This window comes from Castellaniella sp. GW247-6E4 (genome assembly GCF_040276065.1).
Classification (GTDB): Bacteria; Pseudomonadota; Gammaproteobacteria; order Burkholderiales; family Burkholderiaceae_B; genus Castellaniella.
This window is the reverse complement of sequence record NZ_JBELOI010000001.1, coordinates 288,884-306,492: the sequence shown is the minus strand read 5'-3', so window position 1 is coordinate 306,492 and position 17,609 is coordinate 288,884. Positions and strand designations below refer to the sequence as shown.

The window sequence follows — 17,609 nt, the reverse complement described above, 5'->3', positions numbered from 1 at the left end:
CGGGTGCTCAAAGGGTCGCGCGAATCTGGTCGAGCGCGCCCGGATCCTCGATGGTCGTCAGATCACCCGGGTCGCGCCCCTCGCACAAGGCTACGATGGCGCGCCGCAGGACCTTGCCGGAGCGGGTCTTGGGTAGGCTGTTGACAAAGAGGATCCGAGCGGGCCTGGCGACGGGGCCATTGCGCTGCTCGATGATTTTCTTGATCTCGGCCTCGAGACGGTCGCGCGCGCCCTCCTCGAGCAGCAGGTCGGGGGCCCGCAGCACCGCGAACGCCATGGCTGCCTGCCCCTTGGTCGGGTCGGCCACGCCGACCACGGCCGATTCGGCTACCGCCGGATGCGTATTGACGGATTCCTCGATCTCGCGCGTACCCAGGCGGTGCCCGGCCACATTGATGACGTCGTCGGTGCGGCCCAGGATGTACCAATAACCATCCTTGTCGAACAGGCCCCAGTCCGAGGTCGAGTACAGCATGCGGCCGGGGAACGATTCAAAGTACGTATGCACAAAGCGCTCGTCGTCGCCCCAGATCGTGCTCATGGCGCCCGGCGGCAGCGGCGGCTGGATGGCCACGACGCCCTTCTGGCCGGGGCCGCAATCCTGGCCCGTCGACTCGTCCACCGCCCGCACGTCATAGCCGTAGACCGGAAAGGACGGGCTGCCGAAGCGGGTGGGAACCTCCTCGAGCCCCGGCTGCGCCGACAGGATCGGCCAGCCCGTCTCGGTCTGCCAATAATTGTCGATGACCGGCTTGTCCAGGGCCTCGGACAACCACTGGCCGGTCAGCTCGTCGAGGGGCTCGCCCGCCAGATAAATACGCTCGAGGCTGGACAGGTCGTGGCGGCGTAGCAATTCCGGATCATGTTTTTTCAGCACCCGGATGGCGGTGGGTGCGGAAAACAAGGCATTGACCTTGTACTGCTCGACGATGCGCCACAGGACGGCGGCGTCCGGGCGCACCGGGGTGCCTTCATACATGACGGTGGCCTGCCCATTGAGCAAGGGCCCGTAGACCACATAGGAATGCCCCACCACCCAGCCCACGTCGCTGGACGAAAAATACACATCGCCCGGCTTGCCGCCATAGATGTACTCCATCGAGGCGCACATCGCCACGGCGTAGCCGCCGGTGTCGCGCTGCACGCCCTTGGGATTGCCCGTGGTCCCCGAGGTGTACAGCACATAGGAGGGCTCGTTGGACTCCAGCCAGACGACCGGCACGTGCGCGTCGAGGTGGCGCGCGCGCAGGGGCGCGTAGGCCAGGTCCCGGCCTGCGTGCATGGCGCAGGGGACGAGACCGCGGTCGATGATGACCACGTGCTCGGGCGCGTGGCCGGCGATATCGATGGCCTGATCCAGCAGCGGCTTGTAGGCGACGGGTTTGCCGCCGCGCGAGCCGGCATCGGTCGAGACCACCACCTTGGGCTGCGCATCATCGATGCGCTGGGCCAGATTGTGCGAGGCGAAGCCGCCGAACACCACCGAATGGATGGCGCCGATGCGCGCGCAGGCGAGCATGAAGAACGCGGCCTGGGGAATCATCGGCAGGTAAATCAGCACACGGTCGCCGCGCACGACCCCGAGCTCCTGGAGGATGGCGGCCGCGGCGTTGACCTCGCGTGCCAAATCGGCGCGCGTGTAGACGATTTCCTTGTCGACCTCGGTGGATACCCAGATCAGCGCCGGCTGGTCCCCCTGGGTGTCGAGCCAGCGGTCCACGGCGTTGTAACACAGGTTCGTACGCCCGCCGACAAACCAGCGCGCAAACGGCGGCTTCGAATAATCCAGGACTTGCTTGAAGGGCGTTTCCCAGTGAATACGTTGGGCCTCGCGCCGCCAGAATGACTCCCGCTCTTCGATGGATTGGCGGTGAAACTCGCGTGTCTTTTGCATGCCGTCCTCCTGTGCGCGTCTGTCCCATGGGCGCACGAGGCACCCGCTCGTCTCGAAATTAATTTTTGATCGGACTACATGCTACTACAGCCGCAAGCTGGGCGGACCCTCCCGAAACCCCCCTCCTCGACTTTACCCAAGCGCCCGGATTGGCTAAACTCGCCCGATTGGCGATTCTTTGCCCCTCCCAAAAAAACAAGCCATGCCACCGCCACATTCTCCACCACATTCCGGTCTGTCACGCGCCTTCACCCGACTGTCCAAACTCTTCTTGTGCGCCGCGGCCCTGGCCCTTGCCGGTTGCGCGACCCAAACAAAACAGACCGCCGACGCCTCCTCTTCACACCTGCTGCGCGACGCCTACCTCATCCAGACCCAAGCCGACCCTCTAGGGGCATGGCTGAGCACCGATGGCGACCTGGCAATCAATCGCGCCGATTCCCTGAACTACGGCTCGTCCTCGTCCCCCAAGACGATCGTCTCGACGGCCATGAAGTTCCTTGGGGTCAAGTACCGCTACGGCGGCGACACGCCGGGCGAGGGCTTCGACTGCAGCGGGCTGGTGGCCTATGCCGCCGAGAAATCCCTGGGCCTCAAGCTCCCCCGCAGCGCCCGCGAAATGGCCCGCGAGGGCATCTCGGTCGATCGTGACGAGCTGCGGCGCGGCGACCTGGTGTTCTTCAACACCCGCGGACACCGCTATTCGCACGTGGGCATCTACCTGGGTGATCATAAATTCGTCCATGCGCCCCGCTCAGGCGCCAAGGTCCGCGTCGAAAGCATGGACATCGCCTACTGGCGCAAGCGCTACAACGGCGCGCGCCGCATCGGATCCGAAATCCGGACCGCGGCCGCCGAGACGTCCAAGCCCACCCAGCGTGCGGCCGCCCAAAAGCCGCAACGGAAAATCGTCAAGAAAGCCGCCCGCTGATTGTCACGCCTCGCGGCGCGACGCCAGGCGGATCCCCCCTCGCGAGCGTCACACCACGGCGTGGACGCGGCCCGCCCTGGATGCCGCCGCCTCCTCGCGCAGCGGACATGCCTGACAATAACCGCACTGATCCAACGCCTGCTTGACGCTGCATACCGAGCGGCGGCAGGCCATCACCTGGATGCCGGCGCGCTGCGCCGCTGCCCGAAAGGCTTTCATCACGTTGTGGCCCAGGAAGTCCGTGAGCAGGATCACCAACTGGGTTCCCGACGGCAATTGCGGCGTTTTCTTTTGGTGGGAAGGATCGCGGCCGCTGATGTGGTGGCGGATGGCGATGTTGTGGTCTCTGAGCAGATCGGGGATGTTGCCCAGCCGATCCGCACCAACGACCAGGGCACTGACGGGTTGCTGCGCCATAGGAAGTTCCTGCGAGGTTATGAATTATTAATGATAATCATTCCTATTATCAAAAGCAATTCTTTAACCCTGGAAAAAACCCTAGACTCGGCCTGGATTTGCAACCAAACTCGACAGGCGGCGCGCCCGCCCGCAGCGCCTCTCAGGCGGCGGCGCGCGGCGGCTCGCCGCTGCGCTCGACGGCCTTGTCGACCACCTCGCGGGTCAGGTCGGCGGCAAGCATCTCGAGCAGCACATACACATAGTCCCGCAGGAACACGCCGCGCTTGATCGCCACCGAGGTGGTGTGCTGGCCGAACAAGTGCCCGGCGGGCAGTCCGACCAGAGTCTTGTCACGGCGCGGATCGAAGGCCACGCCCGCAATGATGCCGATGCCCAGGCCGATGTCCGCGTAGGTCTTGACCACGTCGGCGTCGATCGCCTCGAGCACGATGTCGGGCACCAGGCCGGCGTGCTCAAAGGCCGCGTCGATCGCACGGCGCCCCGAGAATGCCCGATCGTACGTCACGATGGGATAGCGCGACAGGTGCTCGAGCGACAGGCTGCGCGCCGCGCTGGAGGTCAGCTCGGCCAGGGGATGGTCGGGCAGCACCACCAGGGTGTGCTCCCAGGTGTAGACGGGCAACGTGACCAGGCCCGGGGTCTGGGCCAGGGTTTCCGTGGCGATCGCCACATCGGCCTTCTCGTGCAGCACGAGCTGCGCCAGGTGCTCTGGATTGCCCTCGGCGAGCGAAACGTGGACCTTGGGGAATTGCTCCCGAAACGCGGGGATCACGCGCGGCAGCAGGTAGCGGGCCTGCGTATGGGTACAGGCGATCACCAGGGCGCCCTCGTCGCGCCGCGCGAACTCGTCGCTGACTTTCTTGAGGTTGTCGACCTCGCGCATGATGCGGTCAATGATGACCGCCACGACCTGCCCGGGCTTGGTCAGGCCCTTGAGGCGCTTGCCATGGCGCTCGAAAATCTTGATCCCCAGTTCGTCCTCGAACTCGATGATCGCCTTGGACACCCCGGGCTGCGAGGTGTAGAGGGCACGCGCCGCCTCGGTAAGATTGAAGCTGCGCCGGATGGTTTCGCGCACGAAACGGAATTGCTGGAGATTCATGAAAACGGCCCTAGGTAGAATAACTATTATATTGAATAAGGAATCATTCAATTATTACTTTTAGTTATTTACTTAGGGCGAGCTACCGAAGAACCGGAGGGTGCGGCTGGATCACCTCCGGCATCAGGCCGGCGCCTTGCGGGGCCTGCGGACGCGCAAACGGTGCCAGAACAGCCCGGCCGCTAGAACGAAAAACAGCACATGCACCAGCCAGACCCCCAGGCCAAAGCTCAACTGCCCACGGGCAATCCAGCCGCGCGACAGATTGATCAGGTTCATATACAGCAGGGCCACCAGGCCGGCGATCAGGAGATCGCCCGAGCGCCCCAGGCGCGGGTTGACCGCCCCGAGGGGAATGGCGATCAGGGCCAGGTTCAGGACCGCCAACGGCAGGGCCAGGCGCCACATGAGCTGGGACAGGGATTCGGCATCGCTGCTGGCCACCAGCATCGACGTCGGGCGCGCCTTGATTTCCTGCAGCGCCGCCTGGCGCGCCGCCTCGAGCGAGTTGGCATCGCCGCGGCTCTCGATGCGGACCCCATAGCGGTCGAAATCCAGCAGCCGCAGCTCGGGCGTGCCGGGCTTGAGATCATAACGATGGCCCGGCCCCAGCACCAGAAACCGGTCGCCATTGGGCTCGCTGCGGATGGACGCGCTGTCGGCGGTCACGATGCTGAGCCATTCGGGCTCGATGACGCGCGCGATCACGCGCCCCAACTCATCGCCGTCCCGGGCCGGCGGCTCGGCGAAAAAGACCCGCGCGCCGCCCTCGGTCTCGATGAACTGGCCGGCGGTGACCTTGGACAGGTCCGAGCGCTGCTCGAAGCGCTGGCGATACTCGGCGATCTGGCTGTATGCCCAGGGAGAGGCCGCCAGCGACAACGTCGCCACCAGCGCCGCCACCGGCAGGGCGAAACGCATCACCGGCCGCACCCACTGGGCGAGCGACAGGCCGCTGGCGAACCACACCACCATCTCGGATTCACGGTAATTGCGCGTCACCGTGGTCAGCACGGCCACGAACAGGGCCACCGATAGAATCACCGGCAAGGCGGTGATGCTCGAGAACGCCGCCAGCCCCAGCACGACGTTGGCCCCGATGTCGCCATTGGCCGCCTCGCCCAGCAGGCGCACCAGCAGCACGCTCAGCCAGACGACCAGCAGGGTCGAGAACACGATGCCTGCATGGCTGGTGATCTCGGAAAAAACGGAGCGCTTGAACAATGACATGGAAAATGCGGAATAATGGACTATCTACCCAGGAATGCACGAAACCCATCGAGGAAAAAACGAATGGAATTTAGCACACTGACCCATGCTTCATTACACACTCTGAAGACCCCCGCGCTGGCGGTGGGTGTATTCCAGGACGGCGTCCTTAGCGAGGCGGCCGATGCCCTCGATCAGGCTGCCTCGGGCGCCCTGCGCACCATCATCAAAACAGAATTCGACGCGGTGCCGGGTTCTTGCCTGCCGATCCATGCCCCTGTGGGCATCGCCGCCAAGCGTGTCATTTTACTCGGGCTCGGCCCTCAGGACCATTACAAAGCCTCAGCCCACGCGCGCGCCGAGGCGGCCCTGGCCGCCTACTGCGCGCGCGCCGGCGTGACCGGCGCGGTCTCGACCCTGGCTGCCATCGCCTGCGCCGACGCTTCGCTGACCGATCGCGCGCGCACCGCCGCCCGCGCCGCCGGCACAGCCGTCTACCGCTATGACGCGACTTTCAGCAAGCGCCGGCCCGCGCCCAAGCTGCGCAGCTTCGCACTGCACGTCGGACGTGGCCAGACGGCCCAGGCGCGCGAGGGGCTGCGCCAGGGCGGCGCCATCAGCGCGGGCATGAACCTCGCGCGCACCCTCGGCGATCTGCCGCCCAACGTCTGCACCCCCACCTACCTGGGCAAGACGGCACGCGACCTGGCTCGGCAGTTCAAGACCCTCAAGGCCGAGGTCCTCGACCGCCGCAAGATCGAGGCCTTGAAAATGGGCTCCTTTCTCTCGGTGGCGCGTGGCTCGGCCGAGCCACCGGCCTTTATCGTCCTGCGGCACACCCCCAGCGTCCGGCCCTCGGGCAAGGCGGCCCCCATCGTCCTGGTCGGCAAGGGCATCACGTTCGACTCGGGCGGCATCTCGCTCAAACCCGGCCAGGCCATGGATGAAATGAAATTCGACATGTGCGGGGCCGCCAGCGTCCTGGGCACCATGCGGGCGATCGCCGAACTCGACCTGCCGCGCGAGGTCGTCGGCATCGTGCCCTCGTGCGAAAACCTGCCCAGCGGCACGGCCAACAAGCCCGGCGACATCGTCACCAGCATGTCCGGCCAGACCATCGAGATCCTCAACACCGACGCCGAGGGCCGCCTGATCCTGTGCGACGCCCTGACCTATGCCGAGCGCTTCAAGCCCGCCGCGGTCATCGACATCGCCACGCTGACCGGCGCCTGCGTGATCGCCCTGGGACACGTCAACAGTGGCCTATTCACGCAGGACGAGGCGCTCGCCCAGGCGCTGCTGGCCGCCGGGCGCGGCGCGCTCGACCCCGCCTGGCGCATGCCCCTCGAGGACGCCTACCAGGATCAGCTCAAGTCCAATTTCGCGGACATGGCCAATATCGGCGGACGCGCCGCCGGCTCGGTCACGGCGGCATGCTTCCTGTCGCGATTCACAGGCAAATACCCCTGGGCTCACCTGGACATCGCCGGCACCGCCTGGAACGAGGGCAAGGCCAAGGGCGCCACCGGCCGCCCGGTGCCCCTGCTGGTGCAGTACCTGCTGGGCCAGGCCGGCAGCCGCTAGGGCCATGAGCCGCATCGACTTCGCATTCGGCGCCGAGGACCGCCTGCGCATGGCCTGCCAGACCGCCGAGCGGCACGCGCAGGCGGGCCGGCGCCTGCTGGTCTATTGCACGGATGCGCGCCGCATGCGGCGGTTCGACGCCCTGCTCTGGTCTTTCGAGCCGGCCAGCTTCGTCACGCATGCGCCGGTCGGCGATCCCCTGGCCGCCGAGGCCGCCGTGCTGCTGGCGGCCGGCCCCGAGGCCCTGGATGAGGCCGTCCACGACGGCTGGCTGCTCAACCTCGACCTGGAATGCCCGCCCGGGGCCGGACGCTTCGAGCGCGTCCTCGAGATCGTCTCGGGCCACGAGGCCGACATCGCCGCCGCCCGTCGCCGCTGGCTGGCCTACAAGGCCGAAGGGCACGAGTTGCGCGCCCACGACCTCGCCGTCGGGAACCCTGGCGCCGGCGCATAGTCCAAGCCCATGAAACCCCTGAAAACAAGCATGGACTCGATGATTCAGCTTGTTGTAAGATGATTTACATCCCGGCCCCGATCGACGATGGGCCCAACCGCATCAGAGGAAACCCGACATGTCCGACTTCCACCCGTCCAGCCTGCCCCGCGAGGGGATGTACCCGGCCGGGGCCGCGGCGCGCAACCGCGTCCTACGCAACACCTATTGGCTGCTGGCCCTGTCGCTCATCCCCACCGTACTGGGGGCGGCCCTCGGCCTCACCTCCGGGGTCAACCAATTCATGGCTGCCAGCCCCGGCACCAGCACCATCATCTTCCTGGTGGGCGCCTTCGGCCTGATGTTCCTGATCGAGCGCAACAAGAACTCCTCGCTGGGCGTGGCCCTACTGCTGGGGTTCACGTTCTTCATGGGCCTGATGCTCTCACGCCTGCTCGGACACGTGCTGGGCATGGGCAACGGCTCGCAACTGGTCATGCTGGCCTTCGGCGGCACGGCGGCGGTCTTTGGCGTCATGTCCAGCGTCGCCGCCACCACCAAGCGTGACTTCACCCACCTGCAGAAATTCCTCTTCATCGGCGTGGTCCTGCTGATCCTGGCCTCGCTGGCCAATATCTTCCTGCAGATCCCGGCGCTGATGCTGACGGTGTCGGTGCTGGCGGTCGGGATTTTCTCGGTCTTCCTGCTGGTCGACCTGCAGCGCATCGTCCAGGGCGGCGAGACCAACTACGTCAGCGCCACCCTCGCCGTCTACCTGGATTTGTACAATATCTTCGCCAACCTGCTGATGCTGCTGGGCATCTTCGGCGGCGATCGCGAGTGACCCCACGGGCGGCCCCCCCAGGGGGCGGTGCCCGAACTACGGCGTACGGACCTGGCGGGCTTCGGCCCGCCATTTTTGCAGGCCCTCGAAACCCACCAGGCTGATCGCCACCCAGATCGGCACATAGGTCAGCCATTGGGAGGCCGTCACAGGCTCACCCAGGACGAGGAACGCCACCCAGAACAGCAGCACCGGCTCGATGTAGCCAAGCAGCCCGAACAGCGACAAGGGCAGCATGCGGCTCGAAGCAAAGTACATGGCCAGCGCCGCCGAGCTGAGCAGACCGAGCATCGGGACCAGGAAAAACAGGCGGGGATGCTCCAGGAAGGCACTCAGGGCCTCCTGGCCCTGTATCTGCAGGACCAGCAGAGCCACCGGCAGCAGGAACAACATGTCATACCACAGGGCGACCAGGGAACCGACCCCAAGGCGGCGGCGCAGCATGAAATACGGCGGATAACCGAGGATCACCACGGCGGTCGCCCAAGACACCGCCCCCACCCGGAAAAGCTCGTGCGCCACCCCCATCGCGGCCAGGCCGACCGCCCAGCTCTGCGGACCGCTGAGCCGCTCGCGATAGAACAGCCGGCCCGCCACCACCATCATCAGCGGCAGCAGAAAGTATCCCATCGAAACGTCCAGGCCCATGCCATGCAGCGGCGCCCACACGAACAGCCAGAGCTGCACGGCCAGCAAGGCGGCGCTCAGGACCGACAGTGCGAGAAACCCGGGTTTGCGCATGCGCCGGCCGACGGCGCGGACCTCGCCCCAGGCCCGTGCCCGCAACACCATGAGGGCCAGGGCGGGCAGGCCCAGCAGGACACGCCAGGCAAAGATGATGTCCCCGTCGTAGGGTCGCATCAGGGTCACGTAGAAGTACATGCTGGCAAACAGCACCGACGCGCCGATCGACATGGCGACACCCTGCTTCATGGGCCGTTCTTCCTTTCAACGGCGCCGCGGGCGCCAGCTTGTCTCGCCATTCGGCGGTTGGTGTGCCGCTTGGCTCATTCGCACCCTAGTAGCGCTGCAGGTCCATCAGGACCTTACGGGTGCGCAGCGGGGTCTCGAGTAAGGCGTCCAGCCGTTCGCGCAAGCGCCGTCGCAGCATCGGCTCGCCGCCATCGTCCTCGAAGTCGGGCGGCTCGCCCTCCTGGCCATACCCCGTCTCGTCGAGCAGCAGCCACTCGAAACGGCGCAGCGCCCCGGCGGGCGGGCGCCGGCGCGGATCCGCCAACTCGTCCAGGGCCGCCTCGTAGGCGTCGAAGACGCCCGGATGCGGATCCTCGCGCGCCAGCAGCCGCAAGATCAGTTCGTTCATGTACCAGCCCGACATCATGGCGCGCCCATCGAGCAGTCGCACGCCGCAGGACTCCGCCCGCACCAGCGTGCGCACCTCGGCCGCACCGCTCCAGGACAGGGACAGCGGCTGGAAGGTCGCCAGGATCGGCCGCAAGACCGAATAAGGCCGTTTGGCGCCCTTGGCCACCAGGGCCACGCAGCCGTGCTCGCGCGTGAAGCCCTGGACGATCAGCGAGGTCTCGCGCCAAGCACTGGCATGCAGGACGTAGCCGCGCGCGTCCTGCACCCGCTGGCCGCGCCTACTCATAGCCCAGTTCGCGCAGCGCCGCCTCGCGGTCCGACCAGCCTTTGCGGACCTTGATGTATACGTCCAAAAAGACGGGCTTGCCCAACAGCTCGACGATGTCCTGGCGCGCCTCGGTGGCGATGCGCTTCATGTGCAGGCCGCCGGCGCCCAGCAGGATGGGCCGATGGCTCTGACGCTCGATGACCACGCAGGCGGCGATGCGCGCGCCCTCCTCATTTTCCTCCCACTGCTCGATCACGACGGTGCAGCCATAGGGCAGCTCGTCACCCACGAGGCGGAAGATCTTTTCCCGGATCAATTCGGCGGCGATGAAGCGCACCGGGCGGTCGGTCAGGGTGTCGGCCTCGAACAGGTGCTCGCCCTCGGGCAGCCGCGCCGCGATCTCGTCGAGCAGGATGCCGAGCTGGACATCGCGCAAGGCGCTGACCGGCACCACGGCCGCATAGGGAAACTGGGCGGTGATGCGCGAGACGTACGCGAACATCGCATTTTTGTCCCGCAGCGCATCGACCTTGTTGACGGCGAGGATCACCGGGCGCGACGTCGGCAGCAGCGGCAGCAGCTGGGCATCGCCCGAGGACCACTTGCCGGCCTCGACCACATGCACGACCACATCGACCTCGGCCAGCGCCTGGGTGACCACGCGGTTCATCATGCGGTTCATCGCGCCGCCGTGCCGGGTCTGGAAGCCCGGCGTATCGACGAATACAAACTGGTCCGCCCCCCGGGTCAGCACGCCGTGGATGCGGTGGCGCGTGGTTTGGGCCTTGCGCGATACGATGGAGATCTTGGTGCCGATCATGGCATTGGCGAGAGTGGACTTGCCCACGTTGGGCCGCCCCACGATCGCCACGAAGCCGCAGCGGCCCGGCGCGCTCATTTTTTCTCCTGGGCGACCGCCACCGGCAGGCTGAGCTGCGCGGGCTTGCGGCCGCGACGGGCGGCCTTGCGGACCGGCCCCAACGCCTCGATGGCGTCGATCGCCTGGCTGGCGGCGAGCTGCTCGGCCGCGCGGCGGCTGCTGCCCGAGGCGGTGACGCGCACGTCCAGCCGGTCGATCCGGCACTCGACGTCAAACACCTGGCTGTGCGCGGCGCCCCGCGTGGCCAGGATTTCGTAATGCGGCAAGTCCAGGCCGCGCCCCTGTACGATTTCCTGCAGCAGAGTCTTGGGATCCTTGCCAAAGGTGCGGATGTCGATGTGGCTGAGGATGGGCCGGTAGAGGCGCTCGATCACCTGGCGCACGGCCGCATAGCCGCCGTCGACGTACACGGCGCCGAAAATCGCCTCGAGGGCGTCGGCCAGAATCGATGGTCGGCGAAAGCCACCGCTCTTGAGCTCGCCCTCGCCCAGGCGCAGGTGCTCTGAGAGCGTGAGTTTTTGCGCGATGTCCGCCAGCGCCGCCTGCTTGACCAGGTTGGCGCGCACCCGCGACAAATCGCCCTCGTCCATCTCGGCATGTTCCCCGAACAGCAGGGTCGTGACCACGAAATTCAGCACCGAATCGCCCAGGAACTCGAGGCGTTCATTATGCGGCGCACCATGGCTGCGATGGGTCAGCGCCTGCTCGAGCAGGCCCGGGTCGCGAAAGACATGCCCCAGGGCGGACTGCAGGGACGACAGGGTAGCCATCAATCGAATCCACCTATCCGGCTCGGAGAGCCGAAGTTCATCCAGATGAAAAACGCCCGGCCGACGATGTTGGCGTCCGGCACGAAGCCCCAGTAACGGCTGTCCAGACTATTGTCCCGGTTGTCCCCCATCATGAAGTAGTGGCCCTGGGGCACGGTGCAGCGCACGCCGCCGCCTGCGTACACGCATTGGTCATAGCCCGGAAACCGCAGGATCGGCATCAGGTCCTGGCGGGCATTCTCGTTGAGCAGAATCCGATGCGAAGCCTGTCCGAGCTGCTCGCGGTACTGCCCCACGTAGACCGCCCGATCAGGCTCATAATAATCCCCATCGCGCGCGCGCGGCACCTCCTGGCCATTGATCGTCAGGACCTTGTTGCGATACTCGATCACGTCGCCCGGCAGGCCCACGACCCGCTTGATGTAGTCCACGGCGGGGTCCACCGGATAGCGGAACACCACCACATCGCCGCGCTCGGGCGTCCCGATGTCGATCACCTTGCGATCAATCACCGGCAGACGGATGCCGTATTGAAACTTGTTCACCAGGATCAGATCGCCGCTCTCGAGGGTGGGCAGCATTGAGCCCGACGGAATCCGGAACGGTTCGACCACGAACGAGCGCAGGACGAAGACGAACAAGACCACCGGAAAGAAGCTGACCCCGTACTCGACCCACCAGGGCGGGCGCGCCGCGCGCTCGTAGGCCCGCGCGCAAGCCTCCCGCAAGGCGGCCTCGTCCAGGCCCGCCGAGTTGTTTCGGCAGGCTTCAGCGGCCTGCTCGGCGCGCGCGGTCCGGCGGGCGCGCAGGCGAAAGACGTCCAGGCACCAGACGATCCCGGTCAACACCAGCGCCACAAACAAGATCAGGGCGAAATCCCAGCTCATCCGGTTTCCTCAAGGTCCAATGGTCACGATTCGGTTCATTTGTCCTCGACCTGCAGCACGGCCAGGAAGGCTTCCTGCGGGATCTCGACGTTGCCGACCTGCTTCATGCGCTTCTTGCCGGCCTTCTGCTTTTCGAGGAGCTTCTTTTTGCGCGAGATGTCGCCGCCATAGCATTTGGCCAGGACGTTCTTGCGCAAGGCCTTGACGTTCTCGCGCGCCACCACCTCGGCGCCGATGGCCGCCTGGATGGCGATGTCGAACATCTGGCGCGGAATCAGCCCGCGCATGCGCGACACCACCTCGCGGCCCCGGTATCGGGCATTGGCCCGATGCACGATCATGGACAGGGCATCGACGCGGTCGCCGTTGATGAGCAGGTCCACGCGCACCACGTCGGCGACCCGGTATTCCTTGAACTCGTAGTCCATCGAGGCGTAGCCGCGCGACACGGACTTCAGGCGATCGAAGAAATCCAGGACGATCTCGGCGAGCGGAATTTCGTAGCTGAGATGCACCTGGCGGCCATGGTAGCTCATGTTGAGCTGTATGCCGCGTTTGGCGGTGCACAGCGACATGACCGGCCCGACGTACTCCTGCGGCATGAACAGGGTCACCGTCATGACGGGCTCACGGATTTCCTGGATGTGACCGACCTCGGGCATGCGCGCCGGACTGTCGACCATCAGCAGGTTGCCATCGCGATCCAGGACCTCATAGACCACCGAGGGCGCGGTGGTGATGATGTCCATATCGAACTCGCGCTCGAGGCGCTCTTGCACGATGTCCATGTGCAGCAGCCCCAGGAATCCGCAGCGAAAGCCGAACCCCAGGGCCTGGGACACCTCGGGCTCGAACATCAGCGAGGAGTCGTTGAGCTTCAGTTTTTCCAGGGAGTCACGCAACTGATCGTATTCGCTGGACTCGACCGGATACACCCCCGCGAACACCTGGGGCTTGACCTCTTTGAAGCCGGGCAGCGCCTGCGGCGCGGGCTTGCCGGCCAGGGTGATGGTATCCCCCACCTTGGCATGCTCGAGCTCTTTGATGCCGGCGATCAGGAAACCCACCTGGCCGGCCGACAAAGCGTCGCGCGGCTGTGACTTGGGCGTAAAGACCCCGAGATGCTCGCACAAATGGGTGGCGCCGGTGGCCATGAGCAGGATCTTGTCCTTGGGGCGCAGCACGCCGTTGACGATCCGCAGCAGCATCACCACGCCGACATAATTATCGAACCAGGAGTCGATGATCAGCGCCTGCAACGGCGCCGCGGGGTCGCCGGTGGGGGGCGGCACCCGGTGAACGATGGCCTCGAGAATCTCGTTCACCCCCATGCCGGTCTTGGCGCTGGCGGGGATGGCCTCGGTGGCGTCGATCCCGATGACATCCTCGATCTCGGCCGCCGCCGCATCTGGATCGGCCGAAGGCAGATCCATCTTGTTCAGGACCGGGAGGACCTCGACGCCAAGCTCGATCGCGGTATAGCAGTTGGCGACGGTCTGGGCCTCGACCCCCTGGGAGGCGTCGACCACCAGCAGGGCGCCCTCGCAGGCCGACAGCGAGCGGCTGACCTCATAGGAAAAATCCACGTGCCCCGGGGTGTCGATCAGATTCAGATCATAGACCTTGCCATCGGCCGCCTCATAGCGCAGCGCAGCGGTCTGGGCCTTGATGGTGATCCCCCGCTCGCGCTCGATATCCATCGAGTCCAAGACCTGCGCCGCCATCTCGCGGTCCTGCAGGCCGCCGCAGCGTTGGATCAGGCGATCGGCCAAGGTCGATTTGCCGTGATCGATGTGCGCAATGATGGAAAAGTTGCGGATATGGTCCATAAACCCCGTCTAATGCCAGAAGATCCCGGCCGCCCAAGAAAGGGCGAAGACCGGCTGAGCCCGCCGCCCACGAGGGCGGGCATAAAAGGGGGACGCCCTGGGGCGCCCCCTTCACGTCAAACCGGTATTTTAGCTTTTTCCAGCGGGCAAGATCATTCCGGCTTGACAATCACCCACTGGGACTGGTCCCCGCGCTGGATCAGCAGCACCGCCGGGCGCGACTTGTTCAGCCCCTTGACGACCTTGGCGTACTGCTCGGGGCTCGTGATGTCGACGTCGTTGACACGCAGGACGATATCCCCCTGCTCGATGCCGGACTGTGCCGCCGGCCCCTCGGACTCGAGCACCTCGACCCCTGCCGGGGCGTTCTTGTCGCCCGAGGCCACAGGCCCGATCTTCAGGCCGAGCATGTCGGTGCTCGCAGCGGACTCCTCAGCCTCGGCCGGTGGCGCGGCCGCCTCGTCGCTGAGCTCGGCCACCTTGGCCTTCAGTTCAACGACCTTGCCCTTGCGCCACACCTGGACCGCCACCTCGGTGCCGGGACGGGTCCCGCCGACCAGGCGCGGCAGATCGCTCATGTGCTCGATCTTTTGGCCGTTGAAGCCGGTGATCACGTCGCCGGCGCGGACCCCCGCCTTGGCCGCCGGGCCGCCGGGCTCGACGTTGCTGACCAGGGCGCCGTGCGCCTTGTCCAGGCCCAGAGCCTTGGCCACGTCGTCAGCCACCTCGGTGATCTGTACACCGATGCGCCCGCGGGTCACCTTGCCGTGCGCCTTGAGCTGATCGACCACGCGCATGACCTCATCGATCGGAATCGCCAGAGAAATCCCCATGAAGCCGCCGCTGCGTGACACGATCTGGGAATTGATGCCGACCACCTGGCCCTGGAGGTTGATCAGCGGCCCCCCCGAATTGCCCGGGTTGACCGCCACATCGGTCTGGATGAACGGCAGGTAGTCGCCCGTATCGCGGTTGATCGCACTGACGATCCCGGCGGTCACGGTCGAATCCAGGCCGAAGGGCGAGCCGATGGCCAGCACCCACTGCCCTTTCTTGAGCATGTTGGAGTCGCCGATCGGCAGGGGCTTGAGATCCTTGGCATCGATCTTGATGAGGGCGATGTCGGTACGCGCGTCCTTGCCAATGACCTTGGCCTTGTACTCTTTGCCATCGGTCATCGTGACAAAGATCCCGTTGGACTTGTCGACCACATGGTTGTTGGTGAGGATATAGCCGTCATCGGAAATGATGAAACCCGAGCCGATGCCGCGCGGCACGGTGCGCTCCGCGGGCGCGGGCGAGCGCTGCTTGCCGTGCGGCTGGGGCTGCTGCTGCATGCCCGGGGGCATGAAGTCGGGACCGAAGAACCAGCGGAACAGCTCGGACGGATCGGCGCCCGGCCCCATGGGCGAGCGGCGCGCCGGCACCGCCTCGGTGGTGCGGATGTTGACCACGGACCCCTCGGTCTGGGCGACGATCCCGGTGAAATCCGGCAGGCCCGCAACCGCGGCGGATGTTTGCGCCTGCGCCACGGCCAGGGGCGCCGTGGCGACCAGGATCAGGCTGGCCGCTGCGCCGGCGACGGCCCGTTTGAGGATTGAGCGGTCTGACGGGTTCAATGGCATGGAAGACTCCTTGAGATCATTATTTCTGATGGGCGGCACGCGGCACGTACTCGACGGCATGCGCGATGTCGCGCACCGTCTGAGCCGGCACCTCGCCCACCGCGGTCAACCAAAAAGTCGCGACCCGCTTGCGGTAGACGTTGATGGCGCCTTGGCTCATACCGCCCTGCCTGACGTTTTGATCACGTTCCGGGTCAAAGGTTTCAATGAAAATCGAAATCGCCGCCAATCCGTCCGACAAGACGAGCTGATCGGCCTGGTGGCCGGGGCGGATGACGCGCACGATCTGGGTCAGAGGCCGGAAACCCTCGGGATAGGCGAAACGCCAGCCCCTGGCCGGAAGGTCCGTTGTCTGGATGGTTTCCTCGACGAGCCGCCAATCGCGGGTGTTCCACTGCGAATCGAGCTCACGGGTATTGGTTTCCTTGCCGATCCGCAGGCTGCCGAAGGCCACCTGATCGACGACCCCCCCCTGCTCGTCGAGCGTCTGGGCCTTGAGCATCAGATGCGACTGCAAGTCCGTGCAGATCCGGTAGCTGTAGCGCAAGGCGTCCCGGGCGAGGAGCTCGGAGACCGCGCAGTCGCGGCCGGCCACCCGGTAGGACCGGGGCGATTGTCGCAACTCATAGTGCGCGGGAATGCTCGCCGCGTCGCCCAGCAGCAGGCTGGGGAAATGGTCGCTGCGCGAGGTCTGGATGAGGATGAGCTTGTGGGCGGGGATCAGGGTCTGGCTCACGCTGCCCTGGCGCAGGTACTCGCGCGGCTCGCCGTCCAGGGTCTCGAGGCGCTCGCGCTCGCCCATGCCATCGACCACGTGCACGATGCGCGAGGACAGCATCGACGCCCCCTGCTGGTAGGTATAGACGCCCGAATAGTCCAGGGTGCGGGCGGCCTCTTGGATTTTTTGGAGAAAAACGACGCCGGGATCCACGGTTTTGCGGGCCTGCGCATGAAGGAGCCCGGGCGCCGCCAGGGTGCCCGCCAGGGCGAAGGCCAACGCATGCAACAGGCTCCGCATCCGACGGGCCGGGGCCTGTTGCATGCGTTGGCCGGGTATGCGCGAGTCGGCGGCGCCGCGCATCAGGGCGTCCCCATCCGATCGAAAGAGACCTGATGGACCGGCCCGACGCCAACGATTGCCCGATGGGCGGCCATGTAGTCGGCCAGGCCGGGATCGCCGGCGTCGGTCGGCACGGCGGCCGGCTGCGCCTGGGCGAGAACGGGTGCACTCTGCGAGGGTGCCTCGTCGGCACCGAGCAGGGCCGGGCGGGCGATCCATACCACCGAGGCGACGGCGGCCGCCACCGCCAGGCCCGAGAGGCCCAGCCGGAGCATCCCCCGGTGCGGGACCGCTGCGGGTGCCAGCACGACCGGTTCGGCGTCGATCGCGGCCGACACCCGCGCATAAAAGCGGTCCGTAGGCCGAATGGCCAGGTCGCGGCTGCGCATCACGTCGCCGATCAAGTGATAGGTATCCCAGACTTGGCGGCCGTAGGGGCTGTCAAGCTCGTCCGCACGGATGTCCGCCTCGCCATCGACCCAGGTGGACACCGAGGCTTCCCAGGCAGCATCGGATTCGCCATCTGTCGAATGTACGGTATTCATAGGGG

General features: G+C 66.0%; 17 protein-coding genes. 4 read left to right on the top strand and 13 right to left on the bottom strand.

All coding sequences use genetic code 11. The annotated features are described in order from the left end of the window. Positions 1 to 7 precede the first annotated feature (7 nt). A complete protein-coding gene (locus tag ABS761_RS01405) occupies positions 8 to 1,894 on the bottom strand; it encodes a propionate--CoA ligase (protein WP_350406162.1) in 1,887 nt (628 codons plus the stop codon). Between the two features lie 202 nt (positions 1,895 to 2,096). Between ABS761_RS01405 and ABS761_RS01400 the strand changes: the two genes are divergently transcribed. Next, positions 2,097 to 2,825, top strand: coding sequence for a C40 family peptidase (locus ABS761_RS01400; RefSeq protein ID WP_350406161.1), 729 nt, complete (start codon positions 2,097 to 2,099; stop codon positions 2,823 to 2,825). A 48-nt stretch (positions 2,826 to 2,873) separates the two neighbouring features. Here ABS761_RS01400 and ABS761_RS01395 read toward each other — a convergent pair whose 3' ends face one another. The 3 genes from ABS761_RS01395 to lptF form a co-directional block, all read right to left on the bottom strand. Next, positions 2,874 to 3,242 carry a DUF2325 domain-containing protein gene (locus tag ABS761_RS01395; RefSeq protein WP_350406160.1) on the bottom strand — a complete coding sequence of 123 codons (369 nt, stop codon included), beginning with the start codon at positions 3,240 to 3,242 and terminating at the stop codon, positions 2,874 to 2,876. 142 nt (positions 3,243 to 3,384) lie between these two features. Beyond that, positions 3,385 to 4,347, bottom strand: a complete 963-nt coding sequence (locus ABS761_RS01390; protein WP_350406158.1) for a CysB family HTH-type transcriptional regulator — start codon at positions 4,345 to 4,347, stop codon at positions 3,385 to 3,387. Positions 4,348 to 4,470: 123 nt separating this feature from the next. After that, on the bottom strand, positions 4,471 to 5,577 hold the full coding sequence (lptF, locus tag ABS761_RS01385) for an LPS export ABC transporter permease LptF (RefSeq protein WP_350406156.1): 1,107 nt from the start codon (positions 5,575 to 5,577) through the stop codon (positions 4,471 to 4,473). Between the two features lie 63 nt (positions 5,578 to 5,640). On the opposite strand from lptF, the gene ABS761_RS01380 reads away from it, so the two are divergent. The 3 genes from ABS761_RS01380 (at position 5,641) to ABS761_RS01370 (ending at position 8,417) form a co-directional block, all read left to right on the top strand. Then, on the top strand, positions 5,641 to 7,140 hold the full coding sequence (locus ABS761_RS01380; RefSeq protein ID WP_350406154.1) for a leucyl aminopeptidase: 1,500 nt from the start codon (positions 5,641 to 5,643) through the stop codon (positions 7,138 to 7,140). A 4-nt stretch (positions 7,141 to 7,144) separates the two neighbouring features. Further along, positions 7,145 to 7,594, top strand: a complete 450-nt coding sequence (locus tag ABS761_RS01375) for a DNA polymerase III subunit chi (protein WP_350406152.1) — start codon at positions 7,145 to 7,147, stop codon at positions 7,592 to 7,594. A gap of 118 nt (positions 7,595 to 7,712) precedes the next feature. After that, entirely contained in the window at positions 7,713 to 8,417 is a 705-nt protein-coding gene (locus ABS761_RS01370) for a Bax inhibitor-1/YccA family protein (protein WP_502881356.1), read from the top strand. Between the two features lie 36 nt (positions 8,418 to 8,453). Here ABS761_RS01370 and rarD read toward each other — a convergent pair whose 3' ends face one another. The 9 genes from rarD to ABS761_RS01325 form a co-directional block, all read right to left on the bottom strand. Continuing rightward, complete coding sequence (gene rarD, locus ABS761_RS01365; RefSeq protein WP_350406151.1) at positions 8,454 to 9,350, bottom strand: EamA family transporter RarD; 897 nt, start codon at positions 9,348 to 9,350, stop codon at positions 8,454 to 8,456. 85 nt (positions 9,351 to 9,435) lie between these two features. Continuing rightward, positions 9,436 to 10,026 (bottom strand): DNA repair protein RecO, encoded by a 591-nt coding sequence (gene recO, locus ABS761_RS01360; RefSeq protein WP_350406149.1) that lies wholly within the window; start codon positions 10,024 to 10,026, stop codon positions 9,436 to 9,438. After that, positions 10,019 to 10,906, bottom strand: a complete 888-nt coding sequence (gene era / locus ABS761_RS01355; protein WP_350406147.1) for a GTPase Era — start codon at positions 10,904 to 10,906, stop codon at positions 10,019 to 10,021. The genes recO and era overlap by 8 nt, the downstream gene beginning before the upstream one ends. Then, complete coding sequence (gene rnc, locus ABS761_RS01350) at positions 10,903 to 11,658, bottom strand: ribonuclease III (RefSeq protein WP_350406145.1); 756 nt, start codon at positions 11,656 to 11,658, stop codon at positions 10,903 to 10,905. Before rnc ends, era begins: the two co-directional genes overlap by 4 nt. Next, the gene (gene lepB / locus ABS761_RS01345; protein WP_350406143.1) at positions 11,658 to 12,545 is read right to left on the bottom strand and encodes a signal peptidase I; all 888 of its coding nucleotides are present in this window, start codon (positions 12,543 to 12,545) and stop codon (positions 11,658 to 11,660) included. Before lepB ends, rnc begins: the two co-directional genes overlap by 1 nt. Before the next feature lie 35 nt (positions 12,546 to 12,580). After that, the gene (lepA, locus tag ABS761_RS01340; protein ID WP_350406142.1) at positions 12,581 to 14,374 is read right to left on the bottom strand and encodes a translation elongation factor 4; all 1,794 of its coding nucleotides are present in this window, start codon (positions 14,372 to 14,374) and stop codon (positions 12,581 to 12,583) included. 152 nt (positions 14,375 to 14,526) lie between these two features. After that, a complete protein-coding gene (locus ABS761_RS01335) occupies positions 14,527 to 15,999 on the bottom strand; it encodes a Do family serine endopeptidase (RefSeq protein ID WP_350406141.1) in 1,473 nt (490 codons plus the stop codon). 19 nt (positions 16,000 to 16,018) lie between these two features. Next, positions 16,019 to 17,041 carry a MucB/RseB C-terminal domain-containing protein gene (locus ABS761_RS01330; protein ID WP_350406140.1) on the bottom strand — a complete coding sequence of 341 codons (1,023 nt, stop codon included), beginning with the start codon at positions 17,039 to 17,041 and terminating at the stop codon, positions 16,019 to 16,021. Between the two features lie 38 nt (positions 17,042 to 17,079). Further along, on the bottom strand, positions 17,080 to 17,604 hold the full coding sequence (locus tag ABS761_RS01325) for a sigma-E factor negative regulatory protein (RefSeq protein WP_350406139.1): 525 nt from the start codon (positions 17,602 to 17,604) through the stop codon (positions 17,080 to 17,082). Positions 17,605 to 17,609 lie beyond the last annotated feature (5 nt).

Bases quoted from the DNA above. Each gene is read 5' to 3' on its own strand.
- recO (WP_350406149.1), bottom strand. From the start codon at position 10,026: ATGAGTAGGCGCGGCCAGCGGGTGCAGGACGCGCGCGGCTACGTCCTG.
- rarD (WP_350406151.1), bottom strand. From the start codon at position 9,350: ATGAAGCAGGGTGTCGCCATGTCGATCGGCGCGTCGGTGCTGTTTGCC.
- ABS761_RS01335 (WP_350406141.1), bottom strand. From the start codon at position 15,999: ATGCCATTGAACCCGTCAGACCGCTCAATCCTCAAACGGGCCGTCGCC.
- ABS761_RS01390 (WP_350406158.1), bottom strand. From the start codon at position 4,347: ATGAATCTCCAGCAATTCCGTTTCGTGCGCGAAACCATCCGGCGCAGC.
- ABS761_RS01325 (WP_350406139.1), bottom strand. From the start codon at position 17,604: ATGAATACCGTACATTCGACAGATGGCGAATCCGATGCTGCCTGGGAA.
- lptF (WP_350406156.1), bottom strand. From the start codon at position 5,577: ATGTCATTGTTCAAGCGCTCCGTTTTTTCCGAGATCACCAGCCATGCA.
- rnc (WP_350406145.1), bottom strand. From the start codon at position 11,658: ATGGCTACCCTGTCGTCCCTGCAGTCCGCCCTGGGGCATGTCTTTCGC.
- ABS761_RS01380 (WP_350406154.1), top strand. From the start codon at position 5,641: ATGGAATTTAGCACACTGACCCATGCTTCATTACACACTCTGAAGACC.
- ABS761_RS01405 (WP_350406162.1), bottom strand. From the start codon at position 1,894: ATGCAAAAGACACGCGAGTTTCACCGCCAATCCATCGAAGAGCGGGAG.
- lepB (WP_350406143.1), bottom strand. From the start codon at position 12,545: ATGAGCTGGGATTTCGCCCTGATCTTGTTTGTGGCGCTGGTGTTGACC.
- era (WP_350406147.1), bottom strand. From the start codon at position 10,906: ATGAGCGCGCCGGGCCGCTGCGGCTTCGTGGCGATCGTGGGGCGGCCC.
- ABS761_RS01330 (WP_350406140.1), bottom strand. From the start codon at position 17,041: ATGCAACAGGCCCCGGCCCGTCGGATGCGGAGCCTGTTGCATGCGTTG.
- ABS761_RS01375 (WP_350406152.1), top strand. From the start codon at position 7,145: ATGAGCCGCATCGACTTCGCATTCGGCGCCGAGGACCGCCTGCGCATG.
- lepA (WP_350406142.1), bottom strand. From the start codon at position 14,374: ATGGACCATATCCGCAACTTTTCCATCATTGCGCACATCGATCACGGC.
- ABS761_RS01400 (WP_350406161.1), top strand. From the start codon at position 2,097: ATGCCACCGCCACATTCTCCACCACATTCCGGTCTGTCACGCGCCTTC.
- ABS761_RS01395 (WP_350406160.1), bottom strand. From the start codon at position 3,242: ATGGCGCAGCAACCCGTCAGTGCCCTGGTCGTTGGTGCGGATCGGCTG.
- ABS761_RS01370 (WP_502881356.1), top strand. From the start codon at position 7,713: ATGTCCGACTTCCACCCGTCCAGCCTGCCCCGCGAGGGGATGTACCCG.